Origin of the sequence: Nocardioides anomalus (assembly GCF_011046535.1) — a bacterium.
Lineage (GTDB): Bacteria > Actinomycetota > Actinomycetes > Propionibacteriales > Nocardioidaceae > Nocardioides > Nocardioides anomalus.
Genome location: NZ_CP049257.1, coordinates 3514306 through 3539981 on the forward strand (window position 1 = coordinate 3514306; position 25676 = coordinate 3539981).

General features: G+C 73.6%; 27 protein-coding genes and 1 tRNA gene. 8 read left to right on the forward strand and 20 right to left on the reverse strand.

Annotation, left to right across the window (positions count from 1 at the left end):
- The first annotated feature begins 14 nt into the window (after positions 1 to 14).
- The 6 genes from G5V58_RS17710 to G5V58_RS17735 all read left to right on the forward strand — a co-directional run bounded on the left by G5V58_RS17710 (position 15) and on the right by G5V58_RS17735 (position 5624).
- Positions 15 to 1058 carry an SGNH/GDSL hydrolase family protein gene (locus G5V58_RS17710; RefSeq protein WP_165235659.1) on the forward strand — a complete coding sequence of 348 codons (1044 nt, stop codon included), beginning with the start codon at positions 15 to 17 and terminating at the stop codon, positions 1056 to 1058.
- Entirely contained in the window at positions 1055 to 1546 is a 492-nt protein-coding gene (locus G5V58_RS17715; RefSeq protein WP_165235662.1) for a DinB family protein, read from the forward strand. Before G5V58_RS17710 ends, G5V58_RS17715 begins: the two co-directional genes overlap by 4 nt.
- Positions 1547 to 1676: 130 nt before the next feature.
- Entirely contained in the window at positions 1677 to 2420 is a 744-nt protein-coding gene (locus tag G5V58_RS17720; protein WP_165235665.1) for an ABC transporter ATP-binding protein, read from the forward strand.
- Entirely contained in the window at positions 2417 to 3733 is a 1317-nt protein-coding gene (locus G5V58_RS17725) for an FtsX-like permease family protein (protein ID WP_165235668.1), read from the forward strand. The genes G5V58_RS17720 and G5V58_RS17725 overlap by 4 nt, the downstream gene beginning before the upstream one ends.
- Before the next feature lie 14 nt (positions 3734 to 3747).
- A complete protein-coding gene (locus G5V58_RS17730; RefSeq protein WP_230486716.1) occupies positions 3748 to 4968 on the forward strand; it encodes a sensor histidine kinase in 1221 nt (406 codons plus the stop codon).
- Positions 4953 to 5624 carry a response regulator gene (locus G5V58_RS17735; protein ID WP_230486717.1) on the forward strand — a complete coding sequence of 224 codons (672 nt, stop codon included), beginning with the start codon at positions 4953 to 4955 and terminating at the stop codon, positions 5622 to 5624. The genes G5V58_RS17730 and G5V58_RS17735 overlap by 16 nt, the downstream gene beginning before the upstream one ends.
- 73 nt (positions 5625 to 5697) lie before the next feature.
- Here G5V58_RS17735 and G5V58_RS17740 read toward each other — a convergent pair whose 3' ends face one another.
- Positions 5698 to 6537, reverse strand: a complete 840-nt coding sequence (locus G5V58_RS17740; RefSeq protein ID WP_165235674.1) for a Bax inhibitor-1/YccA family protein — start codon at positions 6535 to 6537, stop codon at positions 5698 to 5700.
- A 162-nt stretch (positions 6538 to 6699) separates the two neighbouring features.
- Between G5V58_RS17740 and G5V58_RS17745 the strand changes: the two genes are divergently transcribed.
- Positions 6700 to 7584 carry a hypothetical protein gene (locus G5V58_RS17745; RefSeq protein ID WP_165235677.1) on the forward strand — a complete coding sequence of 295 codons (885 nt, stop codon included), beginning with the start codon at positions 6700 to 6702 and terminating at the stop codon, positions 7582 to 7584.
- Between the two features lie 5 nt (positions 7585 to 7589).
- Here the strand turns inward: G5V58_RS17745 and G5V58_RS17750 are convergent.
- The 18 genes from G5V58_RS17750 to G5V58_RS17835 form a co-directional block, all read right to left on the reverse strand.
- Positions 7590 to 7663 (reverse strand) — tRNA-Leu (locus tag G5V58_RS17750).
- 11 nt (positions 7664 to 7674) lie between these two features.
- Positions 7675 to 8382: a uracil-DNA glycosylase gene (locus tag G5V58_RS17755; RefSeq protein WP_230486718.1), complete on the reverse strand. Its 708-nt coding sequence runs from the start codon at positions 8380 to 8382 to the stop codon at positions 7675 to 7677.
- Positions 8383 to 8498: 116 nt separating this feature from the next.
- Complete coding sequence (locus tag G5V58_RS17760) at positions 8499 to 8732, reverse strand: hypothetical protein (RefSeq protein WP_165235680.1); 234 nt, start codon at positions 8730 to 8732, stop codon at positions 8499 to 8501.
- A complete protein-coding gene (locus G5V58_RS17765) occupies positions 8729 to 8920 on the reverse strand; it encodes a DUF3618 domain-containing protein (RefSeq protein ID WP_165235683.1) in 192 nt (63 codons plus the stop codon). The genes G5V58_RS17760 and G5V58_RS17765 overlap by 4 nt, the downstream gene beginning before the upstream one ends.
- Positions 8920 to 9315 carry a phage holin family protein gene (locus G5V58_RS17770; protein WP_165235686.1) on the reverse strand — a complete coding sequence of 132 codons (396 nt, stop codon included), beginning with the start codon at positions 9313 to 9315 and terminating at the stop codon, positions 8920 to 8922. The genes G5V58_RS17765 and G5V58_RS17770 overlap by 1 nt, the downstream gene beginning before the upstream one ends.
- Positions 9316 to 9342: 27 nt before the next feature.
- Complete coding sequence (locus G5V58_RS17775) at positions 9343 to 10245, reverse strand: Ppx/GppA phosphatase family protein (RefSeq protein ID WP_165235690.1); 903 nt, start codon at positions 10243 to 10245, stop codon at positions 9343 to 9345.
- Positions 10238 to 10738 (reverse strand): DUF501 domain-containing protein, encoded by a 501-nt coding sequence (locus G5V58_RS17780; protein ID WP_196240524.1) that lies wholly within the window; start codon positions 10736 to 10738, stop codon positions 10238 to 10240. Before G5V58_RS17780 ends, G5V58_RS17775 begins: the two co-directional genes overlap by 8 nt.
- Positions 10735 to 11361 carry an FtsB family cell division protein gene (locus G5V58_RS17785; RefSeq protein ID WP_196240525.1) on the reverse strand — a complete coding sequence of 209 codons (627 nt, stop codon included), beginning with the start codon at positions 11359 to 11361 and terminating at the stop codon, positions 10735 to 10737. The genes G5V58_RS17780 and G5V58_RS17785 overlap by 4 nt, the downstream gene beginning before the upstream one ends.
- Positions 11362 to 11364: 3 nt before the next feature.
- A complete protein-coding gene (eno, locus tag G5V58_RS17790) occupies positions 11365 to 12645 on the reverse strand; it encodes a phosphopyruvate hydratase (protein WP_165235693.1) in 1281 nt (426 codons plus the stop codon).
- Positions 12646 to 12666: 21 nt separating this feature from the next.
- Positions 12667 to 13263, reverse strand: a complete 597-nt coding sequence (locus G5V58_RS17795) for a MazG family protein (protein WP_230486719.1) — start codon at positions 13261 to 13263, stop codon at positions 12667 to 12669.
- Position 13264: 1 nt separating this feature from the next.
- The gene (locus G5V58_RS17800; protein WP_165235696.1) at positions 13265 to 13930 is read right to left on the reverse strand and encodes a hypothetical protein; all 666 of its coding nucleotides are present in this window, start codon (positions 13928 to 13930) and stop codon (positions 13265 to 13267) included.
- A gap of 611 nt (positions 13931 to 14541) precedes the next feature.
- A complete protein-coding gene (mfd, locus tag G5V58_RS17805) occupies positions 14542 to 18096 on the reverse strand; it encodes a transcription-repair coupling factor (RefSeq protein WP_165235698.1) in 3555 nt (1184 codons plus the stop codon).
- Positions 18097 to 18228: 132 nt separating this feature from the next.
- A complete protein-coding gene (locus G5V58_RS17810) occupies positions 18229 to 18663 on the reverse strand; it encodes a VOC family protein (RefSeq protein WP_165235701.1) in 435 nt (144 codons plus the stop codon).
- Positions 18664 to 18850: 187 nt separating this feature from the next.
- On the reverse strand, positions 18851 to 19687 hold the full coding sequence (locus tag G5V58_RS17815) for a sulfotransferase family protein (protein WP_165235704.1): 837 nt from the start codon (positions 19685 to 19687) through the stop codon (positions 18851 to 18853).
- Positions 19684 to 21636 (reverse strand): glycosyltransferase, encoded by a 1953-nt coding sequence (locus G5V58_RS17820; RefSeq protein ID WP_165235707.1) that lies wholly within the window; start codon positions 21634 to 21636, stop codon positions 19684 to 19686. Before G5V58_RS17820 ends, G5V58_RS17815 begins: the two co-directional genes overlap by 4 nt.
- A gap of 164 nt (positions 21637 to 21800) precedes the next feature.
- Positions 21801 to 22349, reverse strand: a complete 549-nt coding sequence (locus tag G5V58_RS17825; RefSeq protein WP_165235710.1) for a glycosyltransferase — start codon at positions 22347 to 22349, stop codon at positions 21801 to 21803.
- Positions 22346 to 22837 carry a glycosyltransferase family protein gene (locus G5V58_RS17830; RefSeq protein WP_165235713.1) on the reverse strand — a complete coding sequence of 164 codons (492 nt, stop codon included), beginning with the start codon at positions 22835 to 22837 and terminating at the stop codon, positions 22346 to 22348. The genes G5V58_RS17825 and G5V58_RS17830 overlap by 4 nt, the downstream gene beginning before the upstream one ends.
- Before the next feature lie 88 nt (positions 22838 to 22925).
- Positions 22926 to 23648 carry a class I SAM-dependent methyltransferase gene (locus G5V58_RS17835; protein ID WP_165235717.1) on the reverse strand — a complete coding sequence of 241 codons (723 nt, stop codon included), beginning with the start codon at positions 23646 to 23648 and terminating at the stop codon, positions 22926 to 22928.
- Positions 23649 to 23803: 155 nt separating this feature from the next.
- On the opposite strand from G5V58_RS17835, the gene G5V58_RS17840 reads away from it, so the two are divergent.
- Positions 23804 to 24799 carry a hypothetical protein gene (locus G5V58_RS17840; RefSeq protein ID WP_165235719.1) on the forward strand — a complete coding sequence of 332 codons (996 nt, stop codon included), beginning with the start codon at positions 23804 to 23806 and terminating at the stop codon, positions 24797 to 24799.
- Between the two features lie 12 nt (positions 24800 to 24811).
- On the opposite strand, the gene G5V58_RS17845 is transcribed toward G5V58_RS17840, so the two are convergent.
- Complete coding sequence (locus tag G5V58_RS17845) at positions 24812 to 25570, reverse strand: LamG-like jellyroll fold domain-containing protein (protein ID WP_165235721.1); 759 nt, start codon at positions 25568 to 25570, stop codon at positions 24812 to 24814.
- Positions 25571 to 25676: the final 106 nt, after the last annotated feature.

The window sequence follows — 25676 nt, forward strand, 5'->3', positions numbered from 1 at the left end:
AGTAGGCTGGACTCGTGGGGAAGGCCGGAGCAGCGCGCAGGCTCGCCTCCGCCGCGGCGTACGGCGGGGGTGGCGTGTCGCTGCTCGGGGGCGCGCTCTACGGCGTGCTCCGCCTCGAGGCGCAGCTCGCCCGCCGGGCCATCGGCGAGGCCGGGGACACCCCGCCGCCCGACGCCACGGGCTGGTACGGCCGCGGCCGGCCCGGTCCCGCCCTCAAGGTCGTGCTGCTCGGCGACTCCAGCGCGGCGGGGTACGGCGTGGCGCGGGTCGAGGAGACCCCCGGCGCCCAGCTGGCCAGCGGCCTCGCCGAGCGCGCCGACCGCCGGGTCTACCTGCGCGCCTTCGCCAGGGTCGGCGCCCGGTCCTCCGACCTGCAGGGCCAGCTCGACCGCGCCCTGCCCATCGAGCCCGACGTGGCCGTGGTCCTCATCGGCGCCAACGACGTCACCCACCGCGTCCTGCCCGCCGCGTCGGTCAGCGCCTTGGGCGAGGCCGTGCGCCGGCTGCGCGACGCCGGCGTCGCGGTGGTCGTCGGCACCTGCCCCGACCTCGGCACCGTGAAGCCGATCCCGCCGCCGCTCAAGCAGGTCGCCCGCGCCTGGTCGCGCCGGTTGGCCGCCGCGCAGACCATCGCGGTCCTCGAGGGCGGCGGCCGCACCGTCTCGCTCGGCTCCATCCTCGGCCCGGAGTTCGCCGCCGCGCCGGCCCTGCTGTTCGGCCCCGACCAGTTCCACCCGAGCGCCGCCGGCTACCGCTCGCTCTCTGCGGTGCTCCTGCCCTCGACGCTGGCCGCGCTCGGGCTGGTGCCCGACGACGAGGCCGAGCCGGCGGCGTACCGCGGCGAGGGCGTGCTGCCCATCACCACCGCGGCGCTCCAGGCCGTCAACGAGCCCGGCACCGAGCTCGACGGCACCGAGGTCGGCGGCCGGACCCGCGGGGTGCGCGGGCTGTGGGTCGAGCTGCGCCGCCGGCGCCGGCACCCGCAGGCCGACGGTGAGGCCCCGCACGACGCCGAGCACGCGACCGCGCGGGAGGAATCGGGTACGGCCTCGGCGTGACCGAGAGCCAGCGTGAGGTCGTGCCCCGCGTCGCCGGCACGGAGAAGGAGATCGCGCTCTCCTTCCTCCGCTTCGCCCGGCACTGTCTCGTCAAGAAGACGGAGGGGCTCGACGAGGAGCAGCTGCGCCGGCGCCTGGTCGGCTCGGAGACCACGCTGCTCGGCCTCGTCCAGCACGTCACCGCCGGCGAGCGCTGGTGGTTCGGCCACCACGTGGCCGGCGAGCCGCGGTGGGCCGACGTCGACTTCGCCATGGTCGTCTCCGAGGACCGCTCCCCCGCCGAGGTCTTCGCGGCCTTCGACGCGGCCGTGGCGGCGAGCGAGGAGATCATGGCCCGCGCGGACCTCGACGACCCGCTGAGGGTGCTGGTGGACGGCCACCAGCTGAGCGTGCGGTGGGCCGTCGCCCACACGACCAGCGAGATCGCCCGGCACGCCGGCCACGCCGACGTCCTGCGCGAGCTCGTCGACGGCGTCACCGGGCGCTGAGGCGGCCCGCGGCTCACGGCCGGGGGTAGGGAAAAGCCCACCTCGAGTGGCGGGCCAACCCCATCGAGCGGGGGCCGGCGCGCTGGGAGCGTCGGGGTGTCAAAGAAAGCCCCGACACCCAGGAGTCACCATGACGACACCCGCACTCGAGGTCCGCGGCCTGACGCGGACCTACGGCGACGGCAGCGCGGCGGTCCGCGCGCTGGCCGGCGTCGACCTCGCCTTCCCCGCGCGGAGCTGGACGGCCGTGATGGGGCCCTCCGGCTCCGGCAAGTCCACGCTGCTCACCTGCGCGGCCGGGCTCGACCGGCCCACGTCGGGCCGCGTGCTCGTCGCCGGCGAGGACCTCACCGACTGGAGCGAGGAGGACCGGACCCGGTTCCGCCGCGAGCGGATCGGCTTCGTCTTCCAGGGCTTCCACCTGATGCCGTACCTGACCGCCGAGCAGAACGTCGGGCTCCCGGTCCGCCTGGCCGGCCACCGGCCGGACCGGGCCCGGGTCCGCGGGCTGCTGGCTCGCGTCGGCCTGGCCGAGCGCGGCGGGCACCTGCCCGGCGAGCTCTCCGGCGGCCAGCAGCAGCGGGTCGCCATCGCCCGGGCCATGGTCACCGACCCGGCGGTCGTCCTGGCCGACGAGCCCACCGGCGCGCTCGACTCGGTCAGCGCCCACGAGGTCCTCGGCCTGCTGCGCGAGGCCGTCGACGACCTCGGCCAGACCGTCGTCATGGTCACCCACGACCCCGTCGCCGCGGCGGCCGCCGACTCGGTCGTCTTCCTCGTCGACGGCCGGGTGGCCGGGACCATGGCCCGACCCACCGCCGAGGCCGTCGCCGGCCAGCTGGCGCACCTGGACCAGCTGGTGGTGGCGTCATGACGCGGCTCGCGCTCGCCTCGCTGCGCCACCGCAGCACGGCCTCCCTCGCGACGTTCCTGACCGTCCTGCTCGGGACGGCGCTCATGGGCTCGTTCACCACCATGGTCGCCACCGCCACCGGCGACGTCAGCAGCACCGACCGGGAGTCGCTGCTCACCATCGGCGCCGTGGTCGGCGGCTGGGGCACCCTGATCGTGCTCTTCGCGGTCGTCTCCACCGTCGGCATCACCGTCACCCAGCGCGAGGACGAGGTCCGGCTGCTGCGCACCGTCGGGGCCACCCCCCGGCAGACCAAGCGGCTGGTGCGGGCGGAGACCGGCGCGGTCGCGCTGGTGGCCGCCGCCCTCGGCGCGGCCCTGGCCTACGCCGGCGGGGCGGGACTGCTCGCCCTGCTCCGCGGCAGCGGGCTCGTCGGCGCCGACGTGACCTACGCGCCGGCGTACGCCCCGGTGGCGACGGGCGTGCTCCTCGTCCTGGTCGCGCTGCTCGGCTCGGGCATCGCCGCGCGTCGGCAGGGGCGGACCCGCCGCGAGCGGCTGCCGTGGTGGCGGGTCGCGGCCGGCGTCGCGCTCATCGGGTACGGCGTCGCGATGGCGGTCGTCACCGTGACGGTCACCGCGCACGACGCCGACCCGTACGCCGCGATGCAGACTTCGGGGTCGTGCTCGATCCTGGTCGGCCTGGGCCTGGCCGCCCTCGCGCCGTGGCTGCTGCGGCACCTCGCGGTCGTGGCCCGCCCGGCCCTCGGACGGAGCGGCGCCGGCCACCTCGCGGCGCACAACACCCGGCGCCGGGCGCACCTGCTCAGCGGCGTGCTGGCGCCGGTGATCGTGCTGACGTCGGCGGCCGTGGGCACGCTCATGCTGGTCAGCGTGGACGGGCGGACGCTCCCCGCGGGCGGCTTCGACCAGGACACCGCCGACGCGGTGAACCTGCTCAACGACGTGGTGGTCGGCATGATCGTGCTGTTCGCCGCGGTCGTCGTCGTCAACTCCTTCGCGGAGGTGGTGGCGCACCGCAGGGCCGAGCTGCACCGGCTGTGGCTGCTCGGCGCGACGCCGGGCCAGGTCGAGCGCTCGGTGCTGGCCGAGGCCGGCGTGGTCGCCGCCGTCGGCGTGCTCCTCGGGCTGGTGGCCTCGCTGGCCACGGTGGTGCCGTTCGCGGTGGCCCGGCACGAGGGCGTCGTCCCCGACGGCGGCCTGTGGCTGCCGCCGGTGGTCGTGGCCGGCGTGGTCGCGCTGACCCTGCTCGCCGCCCGCTCGGCGGTCCGCCGCACGGCGGTCGCGAGCCTCACGACCGGGGCCCCGCGATGACAGACTGGGCGGCGATGCCGAGCCCGATCCGCACGGTCGCCCCCGGCCCGGTCGACGAGCGCGGGCTCGTCGACCGGGTGCGGTGGAGCGCGGTGGGGCTGGCCGACTTCCTGCTGTTCGTGCCGTCGGTGGTGCTCTTCGTGCTGAGCCTGCTGTGCGTGGGCCTCGGGCCCCTCGGCGTCGGCTTCGCGCTCGCCCACCTCGTCGTGCCGGCCACCGAGAGGCTGAGCGCCCTGCACCGCCGGATCGCCGGCGACCTGCTGAGCGACGACCTGCCGGCGGCGTACGCCGACACCGACGGCCGGGGCTTCCTCGGCACCCCGCTGGTCTGGCTGCGCGACCCGGCCCGCTGGCGCGACGTGGGCCACTTGGCCTTCTCGATGTCGGGCGGCGCGGTGCTGTCCGGGCTGCCGGCGCTGCTCCTCGTCGCGCCGCTGGTCCACCTCGGCGGCTTCGTCCTGCAGCGCACCGCGGTGTGGGGGCTGCTGCTGGCCGTCGGGCTGGTCTGCCCGCTCGTGTGGTGGCTGGTCACGCCTGCGCTGATCCGGGCGCGCGCGCTCGCCGACCGGGGCATCCTCGCCGGGGGCCGCGTCGAGCGGCTCGAGCAGCGGGTCGCCGACGTCGAGGCCACCCGCACCGAGAGCCTCGACCACAGCGCCGCCGAGGTGCGCCGGATCGAGCGCGACCTGCACGACGGCGCCCAGGCCCGGATCGCGGCCGTCGGCATGAACGTCGGCCTGGCCGAGAAGCTCCTGGCCACCGACCCGGCGGCCGCCGCCGCGCTGCTGCGCGAGGCCCGCGAGACCACGGTCAGCGCGCTGGAGGACCTGCGCTCGGTGGTCCGCGGCATCCACCCACCGGCGCTGGCCGACCGCGGACTGGCCGGCGGCATCGAGGCCCTCGCCCTGCCGATCCCGCTGCCGGTCACGGTCACCGTCGACGCGCCTGCCCTGCCGCCGCCGGTCGAGTCCGCGGCGTACTTCGCGGTCGCGGAGTGCCTGGCCAACACCGTCAAGCACGCCGGCGCCACGCGCGCCTGGGTGCGGGTGCGGCACGACGGCCGGTCCCTGCACCTGGTCGTCGGCGACGACGGCGTCGGCGGGGCGGACCCGAGCGGCACCGGCCTGGCCGGCGTGGCGCGGCGGCTGGCGGCCTTCGACGGCACCCTGGCCGTCGACTCGCCCGCCGGGGGCGGCACCGTGGTGACCATGGAGCTGCCGTGCCCGCTGCCGTGATCCCTGCCGTGCTCCGGGCGCTCGTGGCCGAGGACCAGGCCCTGCTGCGCGCCGGGCTGGTCCGGATCCTGGAGGCCTCCGACATGGAGGTGGTGGCCGAGGTCGACAACGCCCCGATGCTGGAGAAGGCGCTGGAGCGCGCCGACTTCGACGTGGCCATCGTGGACGTGCGCCTGCCGCCGACCTTCGCCACCGAGGGGCTGGCCGCGGCGGTGGCCGCCCGGGCCGCCCGACCGGCCCTGCCGGTGCTCGTGCTGTCGGCGCACGTCGAGCCGCTCTACGCCCGCGACTTGCTGGCCAGCGGGCAGGGTGCGGTCGGCTACCTGCTCAAGGACCGGGTCGCCGACGTGGACGAGTTCGTGGCCGCCGTACGCCGGGTGGCCGCGGGTGGCACCGTCCTGGACCCCGAGGTGGTCGCGGGCCTGGTCGCCGGCTCCGCGGCCGACCGCCCGCTGGACCGCCTCACCGACCGCGAGCGCGAGGTGCTGACGCTCATGGCCGAGGGCCGCTCCAATGCGGCGATCGCGGGCCGGCTGTTCGTCTCGGAGAAGGCCGTCGGCAAGCACATCAGCGCGATCTTCACCAAGCTCGACCTGCCCCAGGCCTCCGACGACAACCGCCGGGTGCTCGCGGTCCTCGCCTACCTGCAGACCTGAGCCGGACATGACGACGGCCCCGGGACCACGAGGGTCCCGAGGCCGCCGGAGCAGTCCCCTGTGGGGGCTGGGCTCAGTTGTCGCTGAAGATCGCCAGCAGGCGCAGCAGGTTGGTGTAGATCCAAACCAGGCTCACCGTCATCGCGAAGGCCGCGCGCCACGACTCCACCTCGGGGATCCGGTTGGCGATGCCCTGCTCGACGAAGTCGAAGTCGAGGATCAGCATGAAGATGCCCAGCACCAGACCGGCGACCGCGAACAGCACGCCCAGCGGGCCGCTGCCGAAGATGCCGATGTTGACGCCGAACAGGCTCAGCACGAGCGACAGCAGGCTGATGCCCACCATGCCGAACACGGCGGCGATGACGCCACGGCGGAACTTGTCGCCGACCTGGATGTTCAGCACCTTGTACGCCGCGAGCGTGCCCGCGAACGCACCGAACGTGCCGAGCACGGCGTTGACGACGATGCCGCCGTAGGTGACCTCGAACAGCTTGCTGATCGCACCGAGCGCGACGCCCTCGAGGGCCGCGAACGCCAGGATGAGTGCGGGGCTGACGGCCCGCTTGAACGAGTTGACCATCGACAGCACGAAGGCGCCGAGCGAGCCGATGGTGACGGCCGCGAAGAGCGGGCCGAGGTTGTCGGTCGAGCCGCCCTCGACCACGTCGGGGGTCAGGATCCAGGTCGCCATCGCGGTCAGGATCACGACACCGAGGGTGATCGCGGTCTTCTGGACCACCGAGTCGATGGTCATCGGGCCGGTCGCGGCGGGCGCGGGCGCGTAGCCGCCCCCACCCGGGGTGCCGACCTGCCACTGCGACGGGTCGGTCATCGTCCCGCCGGCGTTGGGGTTGCTCCCGCCGCGCTGGAACTCCTCCGAGCGGCGGAAGATCGGGTTGTTGCTCTGCATGGTCTCTCCTTGGAGGCCGGACTGAGGGGTCCATCGTACGGACCCGCTACTGGTTGAACGCCGAGGTGAGCGCAGACGTTCCCGCGTTGCCTGTGGATCCGCTGAGTGGCGATCTGCACCGATCTGCACCATCCGGCGCCCGTCAGGGCTAGGTTGCGGGCCATGAACCGCCCGCTCCGCGCGGTCCTCGGTGCCGCGGTCGTCGTCCTGCTCACCGCCTCGACGGCCGCGGCCGGCACCGCGGAGATCGGCGCCACGACGGAGATCGACGCGAACGCCGCGCCGAGCCCGATCACCCTCGACGGGATCGTGCTGCAGCAGGCCGCGGGCGCCGGCAGCTACGCGGTCCCGGCCGGCGGTGGGGTCGTCACCCGGTTCCGGCACCGCGCCGGCGCGGCCGGCGGCCCCCTCACCTTCAAGGTCTACCGGCCCACCGGCGTCACCGGGCAGTACGTCGTGGTCGCCTCCGAGACGCGCACGGTCGCGGCCGGCGTGGTCAACGCCTTCGCGGTGCGGGTGCCGGTGCGGGCCGGGGACGTGCTGGGGCTGAGCTCGGCGAGCGGCCTGGCCCTCGCGTACGGCGGCGGGGCCGGCGACGTCGTGGCCGGTAGCGCCGGACCCGGCGGGGGCGACCCCGCGGTGGGGACGACGGTCACCACGTCGGGCGGCGGTCCCGGCAACCGCCTGGACGTGGCCGCCACGGTCGAGAGCGACGCCGACGGCGACGGCTTCGGCGACGACACCCAGGACCAGTGCGCCACCGATCCCCGCCTCGCCGGGCCCTGCCCGACGACCCAGGTCACCAAGCGGCCCGCCAAGGTCGTGCGCACCGCGGGGACGAAGGCCCGCGTCAAGATCACCTTCCGCGGCCCGGCCCCCTCGGTGCGCTTCACCTGCGCGGTCGACGGCGGCAAGGCCAAGCCCTGCACCTCGCCGTTCAAGCGCTCCTACGGGCTGGGCCGGCACCGCGTGGCGATCGTGGCCACCAGCCAGGGCGTGCGGCAGGAGCGGCCGACCCTGGTCACCTTCCGGGTCAAGCGGCGCTGACGGGGTGCCCCCGCTGGGACTCGAACCCAGAACTCGTCGCTTTTAAGGCGACTTCCTCTGCCGGTTGGGACACGGGGGCGCTGGCGGGGCTCAGCGTAAGGCCGCCGCTCTACCAAGCACGGCGTCGAGCATCGGCTCGGTCAGCTTGCCGGTGAAGGTGTTCTGCTGGCTGGGGTGGTAGCAGCCGAGCAGCGTGATGTCGTGCTCCGGCCCGGTGAGGGTGGCCTCGGCGCCGTGGCCGAAGCGCGGCTTCGGCACCGGGACGCCCCAGCCGAGGGCGCGGAAGGACCGCAGGGTGGCGTCCCAGCCGATGGAGCCGAGGGCCACGACGACCCGCACGTGCTCGACGAGCAGCGCGAGCTCCGCCTCGATCCACGGCGCACAGGTGTCGCGCTCGGCGGTCGTCGGCTTGTTCTGGGGTGGCGCGCAGCGCACGGTGGCGACCATCCGGGTGTCGACGAGCGCCTGGCCGTCGGCGGCGTGCACGCTGGTGGGCTGAGTGGCCAGCCCGACGCGGTGCAGCGAGGCGAACAGCCAGTCGCCGGAGCGGTCGCCGGTGAAGACCCGGCCGGTGCGGTTCGCGCCGTTCGCGGCCGGGGCGAGGCCGACGACGAGCACGGCGGGCGTGGGCGAGCCCCAGCCGGGGATGGGCCGCCCCCAGTAGGGCTCCCCGGCGTACGACGCGCGCTTGGTCTCCGCGACGTCCTCGCGCCAGCGGACCAGCCGCGGGCAGGCCCGGCAGACCGAGACGCGGGCGTCGAGCTCGTCGAGGGGTACGCCGCGCGCGAGCCGTCGCACGGAGGTGGCGGTCGTGGCGACCGGGGTCGCGGGCGTGGCGGGATCGCCGGGCCAGCCGGTGCCGGGCCGGACCGGAGAACCGAAGGGCTGCCCGGTGGCCGGGTGCGGGAGCGTGCTTACGGCGCGGGCTGGATCGAGGCCTGGCGACGCGCCTTGTCGGCGGCGCTCGAGGCGGCCGTGGTGACCGCGTCCTTGACCGTCTCCTGGGCCCGCGCGGTTGCGTCCTGCACCCGCGGATTGCCGGCCACCCGACGGGCGCCGGCGGCGATCTGCTCGTAGCGCTCGCGACCGGCCTTGGTGCCCAGCACGTAGCCGGCCGCGGCAGCGGCCAGCAGCGGGATCTTCCTCATGCTCTCCACCTCTTCACGACGATGACGACGACAGCCACGGCGGCGAGGGCACCGGCGGCGATCGCGGCCTGCCGCGCGGTGCTCTTGGCCTTGGCCTGGACCTGCTCCTGGAGCAGGTTGACGGTGTCGGCGAGCTGCTCGCGCTGGCGCGCGATGTCGGCCTCGATCTCGGCGGGGGTCTGGGACATCAGCGGTTCCCCTTCACGGCCTGGACGTCCTCCTTGACCCCGGCGATCGCGCGCTCGGGCGCGGCCGGCGTGGCCTGGGTGACCTGCTTCTTGCCGACGAGCGCCGCGACGCCGGCGGCGACGAACAGCACGACGGTCACGATGAGCGCGGCGAGCCAGAGCGGCAGGACCAGGTCGAGCGCGATCACCGCGGTGGTCAGCAGCCCGGTCAGGCCGTAGAGCGCCAGCACTCCCGCGCCGCTGAACAGGCCGATCCCGACGCCGGCGTGCTTGCCCTTCTCGGCCAGCTCGGCCTGGGCCAGGCGGAGCTCGGAGCGCACCAGGTCGGGCAGCTGCTCCGAGAGCCGGTGCACGGTGGCGCCGATCGGCTCGTCGGCGTGGGGCTGGGTGGTCATGAGGCGTCGGTACCCCGCGTCACCGGTTCAAACGAGAGACCACGCGATCCCGTCCAGGATGTCGGACTCGCTGGCCACCAGCTCGGTGACGCTCGCCCGGGCCAGCACGCGGCTGACGATGAGCGCGCCGGCGCCGATCACGTCCGCCCGGCCCGGGCTGAGGTACGGCAGGGCCAGGCGCTCCTCGACGCTCATCGCCACCAGCCGGTCGACGTACGCCGCCACCTCGGTCACCGGGAGTCGTCGCTGGTCCACGGCCTCGCGGTCGTACGACGCGAGCCCGAGCACGCCGGCCGCGATGCTCAGGTGCGTCCCGGCCACGCCGACCACGGTTCGGGCGGCGCCCACCGGCACCGGCTGGGCGTCGAGGGCGGCGTCGATGTCGGCCACGCAGGCCGCGACCTCGGCCGCGGTGGGCGGGTCGGAGCGCAGGTGCCGCTCGTGCAGCCGCACCGAGCCGATGTCCATCGAGTGCGCCGTCTGGACGCCCACCCTGGAGCCGAGCACCAGCTCGGTCGACCCGCCCCCGACGTCCACGACCAGCACCGGCGCGGGCGCAGGGTCGGTGAGGTCGCGCACCGCCCCGTCGAAGGTCAGCGCCGCCTCCTCCGCGCCGGTCAGCACGTCCGGCGTGACCCCGAGCCGCTGCTCGACGCCACGCACGAAGACCTCGCCGTTCGCGGCGTCGCGCACCGCCGAGGTCGCGCAGAGCCGCACCCGCGTCGCGCCGTGCTCGCGGATGGTGGCGGCGTAGTCGTCCAGCGCGGCGAAGGTCCGCTCGAGCGCCTCGTCGGCCAGCCGGCCGGTCGCGTCCACGCCCTGACCGAGCCGGACGATGCGCGACTCCCGGTGCGCGATCTCGGGCAGGGCGCCCACGAGCAGCCGGATGGTGTTGGTGCCGCAGTCGACCGCGGCGACGGGCTCAGGCACCGGGCTCGACGCACGGCCCGGGCGCCCACCACTCCCCGAGCAGGTCCAGGACCTCGTCGCCGAGCGGGTTGACCCCTCGGCCCTGGGCCAGCGACTGGGCGGCCAGCACGTGCAGGCACTTGACCCGGTCGGGCATGCCGCCGGCCGAGATGCCGTCGATCTCCGCGACGTGACCGAGTGCCTCGCGGGCCTCGAGGTAGCGCGCGTGCGCCCCGGCGTACGCCGCCGCCAGCTCGGGGTCGTCGCGCAGCCGCTGCTCCATCTCCTTCATCAGCCCCGAGCCCTCCAGCGAGCCGATGCGCGAGGCGGCCCGCGGGCAGGTCAGGTAGAAGGTGGTCGGGAACGGCGTGCCGTCGGGCAGCCGCGGCTCGGTCGCCACCACGTCGGGCAGCGCGCACGGGCAGCGGTGCGCGACCGCGTGCACGCCGCGGGCCGCGCGCCCGAGCTGCGCGCCGACGGCCTCCAGGTCGTCGGGCGTGGGCGAGGCGGTCACGGCGCCTCGGGGGTCTCCCCCGCCGAGCCCTCGCCGCCCGTGCCCTTCTTGGTGCCGTCGATCTCCGAGGCGAGCGGCTTGGCCACCTTGGGCGGGTCGCCCGCGAGCTCGACGGAGTCCCAGCCGGAGCTCCACCACGCCACGGGCTCGGAGGGCAGCACCTGGGTCGGGTCCTGCAGCTCGGCGGCGGGCTCCAGCGGCTGGCCGTCCTCGCCCAGGACCAGGTAGGTCTTCTCGCCCGGCATGACGTAGCCGAGGCGCTCGCGCGCCTGCTGGCGGACGTACGCCGGGTCCTGCCAGCGCTCCTTCTCGGCCTCGAGGGCGTCGATGGTCGCGTCGTGCTCGGCGATGGAGGCCTTGACGTCGTTGATGTGCGAGCGCTGCTGGAGGTAGGCGCGCAGCGAGGAGGCGTAGGACACCGTGAGCACCGCCAGCACGAGCACCAGCACGGCGGCGCGGCCGGTCAGCCGCGAGCGCGGCTTCTGGGCCTGCGCGGCCGCCACGGTGGCGGCCGCCTGCTGGCGCGCCGCGGCGCGGCTCTGCTGGGCCGGGCGCGCGGCACCGGGGCGCCGGCCCGGCCCGGTGCGCCCTCGAGGTCCTCGGGTGCGGTCAGTGGGAGACATGTCCTACTGATTGAACCGCGGGAAGGCGCCCTTTCCGGCGTACCGCGCCGCGTCGCCCAGCTCGTCCTCGATCCGCAGCAGCTGGTTGAACTTGGCCACCCGGTCCGATCGGGCCGGCGCGCCCGTCTTGATCTGGCCGCAGTTGGTAGCCACCGCGAGGTCGGCGATCGTGGTGTCCTCGGTCTCACCGGAGCGGTGGCTCATCATGTTGCGGAAGCCGGCGCGGTGGGCGAGCTCGACCGCGTCGAGGGTCTCGGTGAGCGAGCCGATCTGGTTGACCTTGACCAGCATGGCGTTGGCGTTGGCGCCGTCGATGCCGCGCTGGAGCCGCTCCACGTTGGTGACGAACAGGTCGTCGCCCACGAGCTGGATCCGGTCGCCGAGCTGCGCGGTCATCGCCGCCCAGCCGTCCCAGTCCTCCTCGTTCAGCGGGTCCTCGATGGAGACGATGGGGTACGACGCGACGAGGTCGGCGTAGTAGGCGATCATCTCCTCGCTCGACTTGGGCTGGCCCTCGAAGGTGTAGCTGCCGCCGTCGTGGAACTCGCTCGCCGCCACGTCCATGGCCAGCGCGATGTCGACACCGAGCTTCTGGCCGGACTTCTCGACGGCCTCGGCGATGAGGTCGAGCGCGGCGCGGTTGGAGTCGAGGTTCGGCGCGAAGCCGCCCTCGTCACCGAGCCCGGTCGAGAGCCCCTTCTCCTTCAGCACGGCCTTGAGCGCGTGGTAGACCTCGGCGCCCGAGCGCAGCGCCTCCTTGAACGTCGGAGCGCCGATCGGCGCCACCATGAACTCCTGCACGTCGACGTTGGAGTCGGCGTGCGCGCCGCCGTTGAGGATGTTCATCATCGGCACCGGCAGCAGGTGGGCGTTGGGCCCGCCCACGTAGCGGTAGAGCGGCAGCCCCGCGGAGTCCGCCGCCGCCCGCGCGACCGCGAGGCTCACGCCGAGGATCGCGTTGGCGCCGAGCTGGGCCTTGTTGGGCGTGCCGTCCACGTCGAGCATGGCCTGGTCGACCAGGCGCTGGTCGTCGGCGTCGAGGCCCTCGACGGTCGGGCCGAGGACCTGGATGACCGCGTCGACGGCCTTCTGGACGCCCTTGCCGAGGTAGCGGCTCGAGTCGCCGTCGCGCAGCTCGACCGCCTCGAACTGGCCGGTCGAGGCCCCGCTCGGGACCGCCGCTCGGGCGAACGTGCCGTCGTCGAGGACGACCTCGACCTCGACGGTGGGGTTGCCGCGGGAGTCGAGGATCTCGCGGGCGCCGACTGCTTCGATGGATGCCACGTTCGGCAGCCTAGCGACCCCTCAGCCGTGTCGGCGCACGGCGTCGCGCAGGGCCTGCTCGGGGTCCACGCCCTCGGCCACGCCCTCGGCCACCAGCGCCAACAGCCGCTCGCCGAGGTCCCGCGGTTCCTCGGGTGCCGCGACTCCGCGCTCGACCGCCTTGGCGGCGTACAGCAGGGCGGGCAGGGCCGGCGGCAGTCCGTCGGTCGGTGAGCGGCGCGGCTTGTCCTGGACCTTGATCGACTGCCACAGCGCATCGACCGACGCGGCGTCCGGCGGCATCGGGGCGTCGCCGAAGACGTGCGGGTTGCGGCGCACCATCTTGGCCGTCACCTCGCGGGCGACGTCGTCGATGGTGAACGCGCCCTCCTGCTCGGCCAGCACCGCGTGGAAGTAGACCTGCAGCAGCAGGTCACCCAGCTCCTCACGCAGGTGCTCGAGGTCGCCCTCGTCGATGGCCTCGAGGGTCTCGTAGGTCTCCTCGAGCAGGTAGCGCGCCAGGGACCGGTGCGTCTGCTCCCGCTTCCACGGGCACTGCGCCTGGAGCCGGCGCATCACCTCGAGGAACTCGAGCAGCGGCGCGACCTCGGCCTGGGGCACCTCCCCGGCGCCGGTCACTTCAGTCGAGGCAGACCTGGTCGCCGGGCAGCGCGTCGGCGTACGCCGGGTCGACCTGCGCCGCCTGGCCCTTCGTGGCCAGGTCGCTCACCGCGAAGGACAGGTCGGTGTCGACCGGCTCGGTGGCCCCCAGCTCGGTGGCGTACTTCGGGTTGATCGTCACGTCGTGGTCCTGCGCCCACTCGTCGAGCTTCTTCTGCCCCGCCGCCAGCTGGTCGTCCGGCGACGCGCTGGACTGGCCCTGGTCCTCGAGCTCCTTGGCGCCGATCTGCGTCAGCACGTCGTCGGTGTAGGCGTTGGCCCCCACCACGTCGCGCACCGCGTCCTTCTGCGCCTCGCTCTTCAGCGGCTCCAGCTGCGGCTCCAGCTGCGCCAGCCGGTCCTGGTAGTCCTTGGTCGGCTCGATCCCCAGCTCGTCGGCCAGCTGCCGCGCCGCCGCCTCCGAGGCGAGCGACTTCACGAAGTCGCTGGAGAAGTACCGCAACGGCGTCGTCTGGTCCCCCTGCGGCGGCTGGGTCCGCGAGACCTCCTCCAGCGCCTTGCAGTAGTTGTCGGTGACCTGGTCCACGTGCCGGACCGTGATCGTGTCGTCACCGACCTGAGCGGCCACACCCGGGTGGAACTGCGTCCCCGCCACCCCACAACCGGTCAGGAGCACGACGGGCACCACAGCCAGAAGACGCACGTTCCGCACGCCGCTATTAGACACCGAAGGGTGTCACTGCGCTGGTCGTGGGTCTCTCCTTGCCCGTCGCCGGTTCTTGCTTGTTGGAGTGATCAATTGCGTAGCGGCCGCGCGCTCACCAGCCCGACTCCCGCTGTCAAGGACGCTACGCGCCACTTCGTGGCGGACGGCGGCCTTCGGCGAGTGGTCCGTCCTTGACAGCGGGACCCGGTCGGGGCGGTAAGACGCGCTCAAGGGCGGGGCAAGCCCCGCCCGCAATGCGCGGCCGCCTCTGGCGGCCACGCTTGCGTCACGATCTACGACAACCCCAACCGCATCCACCCACCCACGTGAAGGCGAAGGCGAGGGTGCCGCCGCCAAACCAGGCCGCCTGTGGGCTGACCCGGCCCCCGCCGGACCGCAGCCCCCTCGCCGAACGCTAGACCCGCGGCGTGGGGCACGCATGCCCAACGCAAGAGGGCTGGGAGCAGTCGCGTGCAACACGGCGTCGGTTGCGTTCGGTGAGGGGGCTGCGGTCCGGCGGGGGCCGGGTCAGTCCACAGGCGGCCGGAACCCCGAGAGCCGCACCACGAGCCGAAGCACCCAGAAGCCAACTACGACGCAACGACAGGAGCCGGATCGATCACCGCATCGATCACCTCATGCGCCCACTGCAGCAACCCGATCCCGTCGAGCGGCTTCCCCATCACGCCCCCCACGTGCGGCCGCGGCACGAGGATCGTCTCCACGGGCGCCTTGACGATCGACTTCGGGTAGAGCCGCTGCAGCCGCACGACCCGCGACTCGGGCAGGCTGACCGGCGCGAAGCGGACGTTCTTGCCCGCGAGCGTGACCTCCCCGACGCCGGCGGCCCGGGCGCGGGCCCGGAACCGCGCGACGAGGAGCAGCGACTGCACCTCGACGGGCGGCTCGCCGTACCGGTCCTTGAGCTCCTCGAGCAGCAGGTCGACGTCGTCGTCGGCGCGGACCTCGGCGAGGCGCTTGTACATCTCGAGCCGCAGGCGCTCGCTGGGGATGTAGTCGTGCGGGAGGTGGGCGTCGACGGGGAGCTCGATGCGGACCTCGTTGAGCTCGGGCTCCTGGTCGCCGCGGAACTCGCTCACGGCCTCGCCGACGAGGCGGACGTAGAGGTCGAAGCCGACGTCGGCGATGTGGCCGGACTGCTCGCCGCCGAGGAGGTTGCCGGCGCCGCGGATCTCGAGGTCCTTCATGGCGATGGCCATGCCGCCGCCGAGGTCGGAGTGCTGGGCCAGGGTGGCCAGGCGCTCGTGGGCGGTCTCGGTGAGCGGCTTCTCGGCGGGGTAGAGGAAGTAGGCGTACGCGCGCTCCCGCGAGCGGCCGACGCGGCCACGCAGCTGGTGCAGCTGGGACAGGCCGAGGGTGTCGGCGCGCTCGATGATCATGGTGTTGGCGTTGGAGACGTCGAGGCCGGACTCCACGAGGGTGGTGCAGACGAGGACGTCGAAGCGCTTCTCCCAGAAGTCGAGCATGACCTGCTCGAGCGCCTTCTCGTGCATCTGGCCGTGCGCGGTGGCCACCCGGGCCTCGGGGACGAGCTCGCGGATCTTGGCCGCGGCCTTCTCGATGCTCTGCACGCGGTTGTGGATGTAGAAGACCTGGCCCTCGCGCAGCAGCTCGCGGCGCACGGCGGCGGTGACCTGGCGGTCCTCGTAGGCGCCGACGTAGGTCAGGACCGGGTGCCGCTCCTCGGGCGGGGTGGTGATCGTGGACATCTCGCGGATGCCGGTGATCGCCATCTCCAGGGTGCGGGGAATCGGGGTGGCGCTCATGGCCAGGACGTCGACCGAGGTGCGCAGGCGCTTCATCTGCTCCTTGTGCTCCACGCCGAAGCGCTGCTCCTCGTCGACGATGATCAGCCCGAGGTCCTTGAAGCGGACGTCCGGGTTGAGCAGCCGGTGGGTGCCGACGACGATGTCGATGGTGCCGTCGGCCATGCCGGCCATCACCTCGCGCGCCTCCTTGTCGGACTGGAAGCGGCTCAGCGCGCGGAGCACGACGGGGAAGCCGGTCATCCGCTCGGTGAAGGTCGACAGGTGCTGGGTGACCAGCAGCGTGGTCGGCACCAGCACGGCGACCTGCTTGCCCTCCTGGACGGCCTTGAACGCCGCGCGCACCGCGATCTCGGTCTTGCCGTAGCCGACGTCGCCGCAGATGAGGCGGTCCATGGGGACGACCTTCTGCATGTCGCCCTTGACCTCGTCGACCGTGGTCAGCTGGTCGGGGGTCTCGGTGAAGGGGAAGGCGTCCTCGAGCTCGCGCTGCCACGGGGTGTCGGGGCCGAAGGCGTAGCCCTGGGTGGCCTGGCGCGCGGCGTACAGCTTGATGAGCTCGGCCGCGATCTCGCGCACGGCCTTGCGGGCGCGGCCCTTGCGCTTGTTCCAGTCGGCTCCCCCGAGCCGGTCCAGCGACGGCTGCTCGCCGCCGACGTAGCGCGTGACCTGGTCGAGCGCGTCGGCCGGGACGTAGAGGCGGTCGGCGGGTCCGCCGCGCTTGGAGGCGCCGTACTCCAGGACGAGGTACTCGCGGACCGCTCCGCCGACCTCGCGCTGCTTCATCTCCACGAAGCGGCCGACGCCGTGCTGCTCGTGCACGACGTAGTCGCCGGGCGCCAGCTCGAGGGGGTCGATCTGGCGCTTGCGGCGCGCCGGCATCTTGCGCATGTCGCGCGTGGAGGTGGCCTTCTGGCCGGAGATGTCCTCGCCGGTGAGCAGGACCAGCCGGTTGTGCTCGTCGACGAAGCCGTGGGTCAGCGAGCCGCAGGTGACGGTGACGACGTCGGCGGGCGGGGCGTCCTCGAGCAGGTCGACCAGCCGGGCCGGCACGTCGCGCTCGCCGAGCGCCTCGACGGTGCGCTGGGCCGGGCCGTGGCCCGGGTGGACGACGACGCAGCGGAAGCCAGCGGCGTGCAGCTCGGCGAGCTCCTTGAACGCCCGGTCCACGTCGCCGCGGTAGGCGTCGGCGGCCTGCATGGCCAGGGTGCGGGTCGGTACGCCGGCCGTGTCGGCGTCGGGCACCAGGGTGTCGGCGTCGTCGGCCAGGCCGAACGGGCTGACCGTCCACCAGCTCTGGCCCTCGGCCAGGACGTGGGCGCGGACGTCGCCGAGCTCGCGGTACGACGCCGCGCCGAGGTCGATCGGGGCCTCGCCGCCACTCGCCGCGGCCGCCCAGCTGGCGCCGAGGAACTCCTCGCTGGTCGCCACCAGGTCGTGCGCGCGGCGGCGTACGCGCTCGGGGTCGAGGACCAGCACGTGGGTCTGCTCGGGGAGAAGGTCGACGAGCAGCTCCATCTCGTCGACCAGCACCGGGGTGAGCGACTCCATGCCCTCGACCGCGATGCCGGAGCTGATCTTGTCGGTCAGCTCGACCAGCTGCGGGTGCCGCTCGCCCAGCTCCCACGCGCGCCGGCGCACCTCGTCGGTGAGCAGCAGCTCGCGGCACGGCGGCGCCCAGAGCCGGTCGACCGCCTCGTGCGCGCGCTGGTCGGCCACCGAGAACGAGCGGATCTCCTCGACGTCGTCACCCCAGAACTCCACGCGCAGCGGGTGCTCCTCGGTCGGCGGGAAGACGTCGACGATGCCGCCGCGGACCGCGAACTCACCGCGCCGCTCGACCAGGTCGACCCGGGAGTACGCCGCGTCGGCCAGTCGCCGGACCACGTCGTCCATGGCCACGCTCTGGCCCGGCACCAGCTCGACCGGCTCGAGGTCGCCCAGCCCCTTGACCTGCGGCTGCAGCACCGAGCGCACCGGCGCCACCACGACCGACAGCGCGCCGTGCGCCGCGTCCGGGTGCGCCAGTCGCCGCAGCACCGCCAGGCGCCGCCCGACCGTGTCGCTGCGCGGGCTGAGCCGCTCGTGCGGGAGCGTCTCCCAGCTCGGGTAGAGGGCCACCCTCTCGGGGTCGATGAGCGACCCCAGCTCCTCGACCAGGTCCTCGGCCTCGCGCGCGGTCGCCGTCACAGCCAGCACCGTCCGGCCGGCCCGCACCAGGCCGTCGACCACGAACGGCCGGACCGCCTGCGGCCCGGTGAGGTCGAGCGCCCGCACCGCGCCCCCGCGCGCATCGGCGATCGCCTCGTCGAGGGTGGGGTCGGCGAGGACGGCGTCGGAGAGTCCGGAGAGGGTCACGGGCAGCCAATCGGTGAGCAGGTGGAGCGCGGTCGCGGCAGGGAGGGCACAGCAGCACAGCCCCCATCCGCGCGCGGGTGGGGGTGTTGGATTCAGTCTACGAGCCGCCGCCGACAGCCCCGAGGCCTCGGCTCAGCCCTCCTGGGCCGATTCCTGGGCCGATTCCTGGGCCGGCTCCTGGGCGGCCGGCTCGGCCGGCGACCGCAGCACGCAGAACTGGTTGCCCTCCGGGTCGGCGAAGGTCACCCACCCGCTGCCCGGTCCGTACTTCCCGCGGTGGTCGGCGACCACCTCCGCGCCGTACTCCCGCAGCCACTCGACCTCCTCGTCGCGGCCGCGCTCGCGCGGGCGCACGTCGAAGTGCCAGTTCTTGCCGCGCACCCGGTCCGGCACCTCGATGAACAGCACCTGGTGCCCGGTCTCCGGGTCGCGGATCATGCACTCCTCGTGCCCGGGCAGGTTCGGGTCGCCGTCGATGTCGACGTAGCCGAGCACCGGCTTCCACCACTCGGAGAGCTCGTAGGCGTTGCCGCAGTCGATGGTCGTGTGCGAGATCGAGGAAGCCATGGAGCCACCCTGCCCAGGGCGTGCGGTCCGCTCAACCCGGTTTCGGCGTACCCGATGTTGGGGACCCGTGCGCCCCGCGGCACCTTCGGGACCCTCGATGTGGCTCAGTGGTAGCGAGGGGCCGGCATCTGAGGGGTTGGGGGATCACTCTGCCGGCCCCTCGACCGCGTCCAGGCGACCGCTGACGTTACCAGCCCCACGCCTCGCGGAGACTCAGCCCGAGCCGGTCCTCGAGGCGTTCCACCTCGGGCGCGAGTGCGGTGCGCACCGCCACCACGTCCCGCTCCTCCGGGCGCACCGAACTGCGGTCGAGGGGTCGGTACAGGACGCGGTGCACCAGAGGGGACCGCTTGACGTGCCCGACGATCCGGGCGCCGTCGTGCTCGCGCAGCCAGTCGGCTCCCCGGCGCGCGAGGTTCGCGGCGCGGACGGATCGCGCCTTGGCGGCCGTGAGCTTGGCCCGGCGTTCCTCTTCACTGAGCGGCAGCGGGTCGATGTCGAGGAAGTCCGTCACCGCGTCGAGGAAGCCCTGCGGGTCGCGGCCGAGGTCGTCGAAGACGGCCACGTGCACCAGCTCGCGCGGGTAGTGCTCGAGGAAGCGCTCGAGCCCGGTGGCGTAGCGCCCGTGGCCGAGCAGCTCCGGGCGGCGCTCAAGGGCGTCGGAGAAGGGCTCCAGCCACATGCCGTGCTTCTGGGCGTACAGGTAGGAGGACCAGGCGCGCTCGACGGGGTCGCGCAGCGAGACCATGAAGCGGACCGACGGGCCGAGGGTCGCCCGGATCCGGTCGGCGGCCTGAGGGTGGAAGAGGTAGTCCTGGCACACCTCGCCGACCACGGACTCACCACGGGCGTCGCGGAACTGCTCGGCGTACCAGTCCGTCCCGCGGTCGTAGTAGCGGTCGAAGAAGTAGAGGTCCTTGGCCGGGGTGAGGTAGACGTCCGGGTGGCGCAGGAGCGTCTCGTGGAGCCACGAGGAGCCCGCCTTGTCCGGCCCGATGTACAAGAAGTTGGGCAGCCTGCTCACGACAGCCCCCGTCCGAGCCGGCGGGCCAGGCCGAGCATGCGCTGCGGCTGCACGCCGGGTCCCGCCACGGCCAGCGCGAGCCACGCGTGGGGCGCGGCCGGGTAGCGGCGCAGGGCGCGCCCGGCGATGCGGAGCCCGCGGGCGCGCTGTCCACCCGCCGCGCGTGCGTAGGCGATCTGGCCGAGGATCCGTGCGTGCCCGCGCCGTCGGCGGCGGAAACCAGGGTGTTTGTCGAGCATGTACTCCAGCGCGGTCGCCGTGTTGAGGGACTTGTCCCTGAACCAGGAGGGCACGTCCTTGCGGATGTCGGCGAGGACCTCCTCCACCGCCCCCACCTTGCCCGCGGAAGTGGCGCGGAGCAGCCAGTCGTAGTCCTCGCCGTAGCTGAAGGGGAGCTCCTCGTCGTAGAGCCCGGCCACGTCGAAGGCCGCCCGCGGCATCATCAGCGTCGAGCTGTGCAGCTCCTTGACCCGGTTGTGCAGCAGTCGCTCGTGGCTCACCACGGGCTCCCGCGCGGGCCAGTCGACGTCACCCTGCTCTCCCATGAGGAGCCGGATCCCCGCGCCGACCGCCAGCAGGTCGGGGTCGGACTCGAGGCGCTCGACCTGACGGCGGACCTTGGACGGGTGCCAGAGGTCGTCGTCGTCGCAGCTCGCGTAGTACGCCCCGCGCGACTCGAGGAGGCCGCTGTTGCGAGCCCCGCAGAGGCCGCCCGTGCGCGTGTTGTTGATGGAGCGCACCTGGCGCTCAGGACGCGAGAGGGCTGTGAGCGTGGGGTCGATCTCCTCGCGGTCGTGGACGACGACGATCTCGATCGGACCGTCGTAGTCCTGATCGATGATCGAGGCCAGAGTCTGCTTCAGCAGCGCGTTGCGGCCACGGGTCGGGATGACGACGCTGACCAGCGCAGGGGTCGTCCTCGGCGTGGGTGCTGGTGTGGTCACGGTGTGCTCCTCGGTGCTGGACGCGGGTGCGGTGCTGATCACCGGCGGCGTCCGGTGGGACGTGTGGGTCGGGTAGCCGTAGGCGCGCAGCAGCGGCAGGGTCATCGCGGTGACGACGGCGCGGTCGCGCCGCCCCATCTGGTGGGACCAGCGGTCGTCGCGACGCAGCTCGAGCACGCCCGAGCTGAACCTGGACGGGTTCCCGGACAGGCCGTGACTCGGCTCCAGGACGACGCGTCCCCGGTCGTCGATCGGGGCGAGGTCCGTCGCGGACAGCTCCACACCCAGCGCCCTCGCGGCGGCCAGGGTGCTGCGGGCGGGGTGCTGCACGAAGTCCTCGTAGCGCAGCCGCGCCGAGGGCCTGCGGCCCCACGCCGCGATCGCGGCCATCTCGACCTGCAGGGCGCTCCACTGGGCCGCGGAGCGGTGGGCCGGGATCCGCCACATCTCGAGCGCGCCGCCGGACCCGCCGGCGTCGGCGTGCGGGCGCTCCACGGTGCGCGTCCAGGACCACGCCACGGCGCGGGGGTCACGCACCACGTTGAGCATGCGGAGGTCCAGCTCGGGCGCGCCGGCGAGAGCCTGACCGAAGGCCGGGCCCTTGGAGGCGTCGACCACGACGCCGCTCCCCGTCACCTCGGCCACCGCCTGGTAGATCGCAGTGTAGGCGGACTGCAGCTCGGACAGCGCCGACGATCGACGGCGGACGGTCAGCAGGGCCGGCAGGTTGCGCTGCCGGGCCGCAGCACGCTGGAGGGACACCAAGCGGCTGAACACCGCCGTGTCCCACCCGCCGAAGGCCAGCTCGCCGACCCGGCTCCACAACGGGCACGCCGAGAACCGCTCACCGCAACCGCAGAGCTCGTCCGACGGGCCGACGTACCGGGCGAGGTCGATGAGCTCACCGACGTTGGTCCACCCCCGGGAGGCGCCGAGCACTCGCTCGACCACCGTGGACCCCGAGCGGCCGAAGCCCCCCAGGTACACCACCGTGACGGCTGCCATCTGTCTCGTCCCCCCGGACCTTGGGTGTCCACCACCCCTGAGACGGGGTGGAGACGCACGTGTCGTGGACCAGACCCTGGCCAACGATGACCGCCGACCGGTCCCGCCGCCGACAACGTCCCCCATACGGGGTACGAGGCACGGCATCGGCCGGCAGTCCTGATTCAGGAAGCGCGACGCAGCCGCACGCGGCGCAGCGGGCGCACCCGGAGGAGCTCGTCGAGCTCCGCGGCGAGCGCAGCCCGGGCGGCATCGCGCGCCACGGTGGCGCTCTCGACCTCACCGGTCCGTGTCCGGGACGTCAGCCGGAGGTCGAGCTCGGTGGCGAGCTCGGCGGCCTGCGCGACCACCTTCACGACCCCGGCGTCGCCGACCGTCCGCGCGAACCGCAGCTGGTGCCCGTCGACGTGCTCTCCGAAGGCCGGGTCCCGGGGGACGCAGAGGGGCCGGTGACCCGCCTCCCGGGCGTCCGTGATCGTGCCCGGCCCTCCGTGGCAGACCACCACGTCAGCCCGCCGCAACAGGTCCTGCAGGTCGTCGTGGCCCAGGAAGGCGCGTCCCTCGGCCACCGACGGGGCACGGGTCGTACCGTGCTGCACCACGAACCGCACGTTCGGCCGTCGGCGTGCCGCGTCGTCCATCCAGGACACGAGGCGATCGAAGGGGTGGTGGTCGGTGCCGACCAGTGCCACGACCAGCGGCGCGCCGTTCACAGCAGCGGTCCGACCAGGCTGGCATCCGGGTAGAAGGCGAGCTGACTCTGCCACTGGACGATCCGACGCGTCGTGAAGGGCCCGCACAACCGACCGGTCATGGTCGGGGTGTCGACGCGGTCGTAGACCTCGATGAAGACGGTGGGGATGCGCATCAGCCAGGCGGCGACGAAGAACGGGACGGCCACGCCGGCGCCCGCGCTCACGACCATCGCCGGGCGCTCGTGGCGCAAGACCCGCACCGCGAGGGCCGCGTTGCGCACGAGGTTCAGCAGGTTCCGCGTCGTGGGTGAGAACGAGCTGACCACTCGCTCCCCGCCGAGGCGGTCGACGACGTCCGGCGTCAGCGGCGCGACCCACAGGCGGTCACGACCCTCCCACCACGCACGGAGCGCGATGAGGTGAGCGAGATGACCACCCTGGGACGTCACGAGGAGCACCGGCGCACCGGCGCTGTCCCTCGACGGGATGTGGGTGCCGGTCTCCATGGTGCGCATGATGCTGCGGGCCCGGGGTCCTCGTCGCGCGCCCGGAACGGGGATTCCTCCATTTCGGGGACGCGCACCCTGCCCGCGGTCACCGGACCGGGCGTTCGAAGACGCCCACCAGCGCCATGCCGAAGAACGACAGCGGAGACCCCTCGACCCAGTCGGTGACCGGGCGGATCCGGCGACCCACCGCAGACGCGTCGAACGGCGGCATGATGTAGGTGTGCGCGGACATCCGGAGTCCCGCCGCGGAGGCTTGTCGGGACAGGCCCGTCACGGTGAAGGCCCGTGCGTCGGAGAACTTGCGGTGCACGGCGGGGATCCACGGCAGGCCCGGAGCGACCCAGGGGCGGCGACGCTTGCCGTTGATGATGGGCTTGTGCGTCTCGAAGGGGAACCACCGGTTCGGGGTGGTGACGAGGAACCGGCCACCTGGGGACAGCACGCGCGCAACCTCGCGGAGCACGGCGTCGACGTCGCCGACGTGCTCCATCACCTCGATCGCGGTGACGACGTCGAACGTCTCGTCTGGGAAGTCGAGAGCGTCGGCAGACATCTCCTGGACGCGGATGCTGCCGAGGCCGGCGCGGCGGAAGTCGTCCAGTCGCTCCGGCTCGATGTCCACCGCGTCGACCTGGGCGAAACCGACGGCGAGTCGGCGTGTGTACGTGCCGTCAGCGCACCCGATGTCGAGCAGACGCCGGCCGCGTAGTGGAGTGAGGGACGAGAGGGCGTCGAGGCGCTTGCTGACGCCGCGCGCCCCCTTGCTGGACGACTTCTCGCCGTGGCTGATCGCTCGTTGGTCGCTCATGGCAGCTCCTGAGGGTCCTCGGTCCCCGCGACTGAAGTCGCAATCTCGTCGTCCGCCGAGGTCCTGCCCGCGCCGGAGTGTCCGAGTCCCCGAAATGGGTGAGGGCCACCCGAGGGTCGCGGCTCGGCGTCGCAGGCGCCCCTACGTTCTGCACCGTGACCTTGAGCCGTCGCGGCGTCCTGTCGCTCGGAGGTGCGCTCGCCCTGTCCCCCGCGCTGTCCGCGTGCCGATCGGCGGACCGGGGCACCGACCGGGTCCGGATCCGACCGAGCCCGACGCCGACCCTGGCCCCCAGCCCCCCGGCGGCGACCTTCGCGGGCGCGCCCGCCCCCGGTCAGGTCTACTTCGGGTCCTCGGTGGCGCACCACGAGTCGATCGGTGAGTGGGAGGGCGTCCTGGGCTCCACGCTCGCGCTGCGCCGCTCGTTCTTCGCCCAGGGCCGCAACCAGCCGGACAAGCTCGTGACCCGCGCACGCGAGGACCTGGCCGCGGGCAGGCTGCCGCACGTCTCGGTCAAACCGAACGTGACCTGGGCCGCCATCGCTGACGGCGATCACGACGGGTGGCTGGACAGCATGCTCACGCCTCTCGGCGCCCTGGGAGCCCCGGTCCTCCTCAGCGTCCACCACGAGCCGGAGAACGACACGGGACCTGACGGGATGCGGGTCACCGACTGGGTCGCGATGCAGCTCCGCGTCCTCGAGCGGGCGGCTGAGCAGTGTCCCCAGGTGACGGTGGTGCCGATCCTCCAGCACTGGACCTTCGACCCGTTGCACGACGACATCGACCCGTCGAAGTGGCTCGTCCCCGGCGTCGCGGCCGTGGGCGTCGACATCTACAACTCCTGGTCACCCAAGAACGGCAAGGAGTGGCGCACGTTCGGCAGCAAGGCCGACGAGGTGCTGAGCTGGACGGGCGGGGCGCCCCTGGTCGTCGGCGAGTACGGCTGCCAAGACGACCCGTCGAACCCCGGTCTGGCCGCCGACTGGCTCGTCGACGCTGCCGAGTACGCCCGGGAGCACGGCATCGTGGCCATGTCGTACTTCAACTCCGTGCACGACGCCTCCGACGGCTCCTACGCCCTGCGCGGCGAGACCGAGGTGGCGTTCGCCGAGCTGCTCGCGTCCGACTGGGTGGCGCGCCTCACCTGAGCGGCCTGGCGTTCAGCTGCCGATGACGAGGTAGACGTCGTCGACCCGACCGTGGAACTGGTCGTCACCGTCCTGGACACCCGGGGCTCCGATCCGCACCGGCCACTCGTTCTCGACCGAGCCGGTGGCCCCCGCCTGGTTCGACTCCTCGCCGTCCACCACGATGGTGACCCCTCCGGCGTCGCGTCGACACGCGACGCGGTGCCACCGGGAGTCTGCGATCGAGACGTCGGACTCGGCGAGCACCGGCGTGGTCATGCCGTCACCGCGGATGGCACAGCTGGGGTGGCCCTCCACGTTGTCGACCTGCAACTTGAACTGGCCGCCCTCGGTCCCGAAGCGACCCTTCTGCACGATGTTCTCGCCGCCGTTGGTCTGGTCGGGCGCCAGCCAGACGGCGGCCCCGAACTCGAAGTCTCCGTCCGCCGGGTCGATGGCGTCGCTGTCCGGGACCTCCACCATGGCCCGTGCGCATCCCGAGGCATCGGGACACAGTGGCGGGAAGGCAAGGGCCGCACCGCCGTCCGGGCCCTCGACGACCTCCAAGGCCGCGCCGTTCGCGGTCACCACTCGGGCCACCGCGTCGCCGCCGGCGGCGTCGGTGTAGGTGGCGCTCACGTCACCGGCCGTGTCCGGCTCGAAGGAGAGCCAGAGATCTGCGTCGTCGAGGTCCGGGCCTGCCTCCGCCGGGGGCTGGGGCTCGCGCGGCGGGTCGTCGGACCCACAACCCGCGGCCAGGAGCAGCAGAGCGGCCAGGAGCGCCGCCGTCACCGTCCGGCCAGCTCCGTCACGCCTGCGTCGGAACTCGGCGCCCGCTGCTCGCCTCACACCCACACCCCGAATGTCCGTACCCCCAATTGGGGATGGCTGCGGCGGC

Bases quoted from the DNA above. Each gene is read 5' to 3' on its own strand.
- G5V58_RS17740 (WP_165235674.1), bottom strand. From the start codon at position 6,537: ATGCAGAGCAACAACCCGATCTTCCGCCGCTCGGAGGAGTTCCAGCGC.
- G5V58_RS17725 (WP_165235668.1), top strand. From the start codon at position 2,417: ATGACGCGGCTCGCGCTCGCCTCGCTGCGCCACCGCAGCACGGCCTCC.
- G5V58_RS17760 (WP_165235680.1), bottom strand. From the start codon at position 8,732: ATGAGGAAGATCCCGCTGCTGGCCGCTGCCGCGGCCGGCTACGTGCTG.
- G5V58_RS17830 (WP_165235713.1), bottom strand. From the start codon at position 22,837: ATGGAGACCGGCACCCACATCCCGTCGAGGGACAGCGCCGGTGCGCCG.
- G5V58_RS17720 (WP_165235665.1), top strand. From the start codon at position 1,677: ATGACGACACCCGCACTCGAGGTCCGCGGCCTGACGCGGACCTACGGC.
- G5V58_RS17835 (WP_165235717.1), bottom strand. From the start codon at position 23,648: ATGAGCGACCAACGAGCGATCAGCCACGGCGAGAAGTCGTCCAGCAAG.
- G5V58_RS17810 (WP_165235701.1), bottom strand. From the start codon at position 18,663: ATGGCTTCCTCGATCTCGCACACGACCATCGACTGCGGCAACGCCTAC.
- G5V58_RS17785 (WP_196240525.1), bottom strand. From the start codon at position 11,361: ATGTCTCCCACTGACCGCACCCGAGGACCTCGAGGGCGCACCGGGCCG.
- G5V58_RS17730 (WP_230486716.1), top strand. From the start codon at position 3,748: ATGCCGAGCCCGATCCGCACGGTCGCCCCCGGCCCGGTCGACGAGCGC.
- G5V58_RS17770 (WP_165235686.1), bottom strand. From the start codon at position 9,315: ATGACCACCCAGCCCCACGCCGACGAGCCGATCGGCGCCACCGTGCAC.
- G5V58_RS17820 (WP_165235707.1), bottom strand. From the start codon at position 21,636: ATGGCAGCCGTCACGGTGGTGTACCTGGGGGGCTTCGGCCGCTCGGGG.
- G5V58_RS17745 (WP_165235677.1), top strand. From the start codon at position 6,700: ATGAACCGCCCGCTCCGCGCGGTCCTCGGTGCCGCGGTCGTCGTCCTG.
- G5V58_RS17765 (WP_165235683.1), bottom strand. From the start codon at position 8,920: ATGTCCCAGACCCCCGCCGAGATCGAGGCCGACATCGCGCGCCAGCGC.